At 68.9% G+C, this 2,981-nt stretch carries 3 protein-coding genes; 1 reads left to right on the forward strand and 2 read right to left on the reverse strand.

The window, feature by feature from the left end:
• Positions 1–207 (forward strand): hypothetical protein (locus K0M74_RS03605; protein WP_366932631.1); only part of this gene is annotated, 207 nt, incomplete at its 5' end.
• A gap of 88 nt (positions 208–295) precedes the next feature.
• Here K0M74_RS03605 and K0M74_RS03610 read toward each other — a convergent pair.
• Positions 296–1,495, reverse strand: a complete 1,200-nt coding sequence (locus tag K0M74_RS03610) for a class I SAM-dependent RNA methyltransferase (RefSeq protein WP_293968101.1) — start codon at positions 1,493–1,495, stop codon at positions 296–298.
• Position 1,496: 1 nt separating this feature from the next.
• A partial coding sequence (locus K0M74_RS03615) for an NAD(P)H-hydrate dehydratase (RefSeq protein ID WP_366932632.1) occupies positions 1,497–2,981 on the reverse strand: 1,485 nt, incomplete at its 5' end.

The raw sequence follows: 2,981 nt of genomic DNA on the forward strand, positions 1-2,981 counted from the left end.
GGCCAGGTGCGCGGCACTTATCTGCACGGGCTGTTCGATACCCCCGCCGCGGCCGATGCGCTGCTGGCGTGGGCGGGCCAGGGCCGCGCCACCAGCCCCCACCTCGCCGCGCAGCGCGACACCGCCATCCCCCCCCTGGCCGACCCGGTGGAGGCCCACCTCGCAAAGCAATCCCAGCGCCCACGCTTGGGGGTGGGGCCATGGTGAGGGTGTACAACGGCGGCCGCGCCCCCCGCAAAACCCCCCCCCCCCCCCCCCCCCCCCCAACCCCTCCCCTGAAGGGGAGGGGTTTTCGTTATCGCGAAAACCGTCCCGCCAATTCCACATGCGTCGACCAGCGGAACTGGCCGACCGGCTGTACCCAATCGAGCTTATAGCCGCCCCCAACCAGCAGTTTTGCGTCGCGCGCGAAGCTCGCGGGGTTGCAGCTGACATAAGCGATCACCGGCGTATCCGACGCCGCCAATTGCGCCACCTGCTCCTCGGCCCCCGCGCGCGGCGGGTCGAGGATCACTGCGCCGAAGCGGTTAAGCTCGGCAGGGATCAGCGGACGCCGGAACAGATCGCGATGCTCGGTCGCGACCAGCGCCCCGACGCGGTTAGCCGACGCCTTCAGCGCTGCAATCGCATCGCGCGCGCCTTCGGCGGCATAGACTTTGCGCCCCTTCTGCAGCGACAGCGCAAACGTCCCGACCCCCGCAAACAAATCAGCCACCGCCCCGGCATCGCCAATCGCTTTCGCCACCGCGTCGACCAGCGCCGCTTGCCCCGCGGTCGTCGGCTGCAGAAACGAGAATGCCGGTACTTCAACCGTCACATCGCCAAAGCAAACCGTTGGCGGTTCGGGCTGCCACAAGGTTTCTAGCCCGTGCCCCTGGTCGATGGCAAAGCGCGCAAGCTTGTGCGCGCCCGCGAAATCCTGCAGCGCCATGGCGGCATCGAGACCTTCGGCCTTGACGCCTTCCAATATCACCTCGACCCCCTGGTCGAGCATTTGCAACTTGACTTTCACCGGCCGCTTCTGCTGCGCAATCGTAGTCAGCAGCGCGCGCAGCGGCGCGATCAGCGCGAACAATTCCGGCAGCAGTAGCGGGCATTGCCGCATATCGACGATCTGATTGCTCTGCGCCGCGTTGAAGCCAATCGCAACCTGCTTGCCAATGCGCAACGCGGTCAGTGCCGCGCGGCGGCGGCTTTGCGGCGGCGACAACAGCGCGGGCAGCACCTCGCCAACCGGCACTTCCTGCCCCGCCAGCGCGCCGACCACCCGGTCGAGCACAAAATCGGCGAGCGCGGGCTCAGCGACATGCTGTAATTCGCAGCCGCCGCACTTGCCGAAATGGCGGCATGGCGGTTCGGCGCGGTTCGGCCCGGGGATCAACGTCCCGTCGGCCGCGATCTGGTCGCCCGGAACTCCGCCAGCGACATGACGGCCATCGCCGGTCACGCCATCGCCGCGCGCGGCGATGCGCTCGATCAGCGCTGTTTCGCTCATTTCATTCCCTAACCAGATCGTCGGCGACAAGGCCGCGGCCTATACGCGCCGCCTGCGCGATATGCCACCCCACCGCCGCGACCGCGGCGTCGAACGCATCGCCGCCGCGCGCCAGCATCGCACCGCACGCTCCGGCCAGCACATCGCCCGTCCCTGCCGTCGCCAGCCAGGGGCTGCCGGGCCAGGCCGCCACGACGCGGCCATCGGGGGACGCGACGATAGTATCGGCGCCCTTGTAAACGACCACCGCCCCCGTTCGCACGGCCGCTGCCTTCGCCCTGTCGATTTTGCTGCCGTATAATTCGGGAAAGGCGCGCGCAAATTCGCCTTCATGCGGGGTAAGAATCGCCCGGCACGGCGTTTCGCACAGGCGCGGCAAGGACGCGGCGATCGCGGCGGCGTCGAGCACCAGTGGCTTGCCCGAATCGAGCGCCGCCTCGACATCGAACAGCAATTCGTCGCCCGCCGGAAACCCCGGTCCGATCACGACGGCGCCCACCCGGGGATCGCTCAGCCGCTCGCCAAAGCGCGCGTCGCTCTCAGTGATGATCGCCGACAGCAGCGCGCGTTCGCTACCCTCGACCACGACAAAACCGCCCCCCGCGCGCAGCGCCGCCGCCGACGCCAGCCCTGCGGCGCCCGGCATCGGTCCGGCAAACACCAGTACCATTCCGCGATTGAACTTGTGGGCGATCGCCGCGGGCGTGGCGGCTTTCAATGACGGCAAGGTCCGCATCGTCCCGTGCGGGGCAATCCCGATCGGCGCCAGCAACACGCGGCCGCAAGCCGGTGCGGTGGGCAGCAAGACATGCGCAGGCTTCAGCGCGCCAAGCGCCAGCGTGACATCGGCGGCCAGAGGCGGTAACCATTCGGCGTTGCCGTCGCTCTCAACGCCACTTGGGACGTCAACCGCCAGCACACGACGTCCGGCGAAGCGCTGCAACAGCAAAGCAAGATCGTCGGCCATTGGCCGCGACAGCCCGACGCCAAACAATGCATCGACGACCAACGGCGCGGCGGCCAGTCTGGCATCAATCGGCTCGACCGGTCCGTTCCACTCGGCACGCGCGGCCTTTGCCAGATCGGTCGCGGGTTCAGCCAAGGCTGCCACCCGGACCGTCGCACCGCGCGCCGCAAGCAACCGCGCCGCGACATAACCATCACCGCCATTGTTGCCGGGTCCGCACAGGATCAGAGTCGGCGCGCCCGCCGCCATCCGCCACGCGGTATCGGCCACCGCTGCGCCGGCAAGCTCCATCAACTCGCACAGCGCCGTGCCTTGCACCGCGCAGGCGGCCTCGGCCTCGCGCAACGCGGCGCTGGTCAGGATCGAGGCGTCGGCGGGAACGGACATGTCGATGTGGTAGCGCGTTTCGTCGCGGGTGAGAACTCCATGGGCAAATCGTCCCCCCCCCCAAGGCGGGGCGTTGGCGCCCGATCTCTTCACCGCAGCGTAAACCGACAGCGGGCCCCGCCATCGCGGGGG

It is taken from the genome of Sphingopyxis sp. (genome assembly GCF_019459305.1).
Lineage (GTDB): Bacteria > Pseudomonadota > Alphaproteobacteria > Sphingomonadales > Sphingomonadaceae > Sphingopyxis.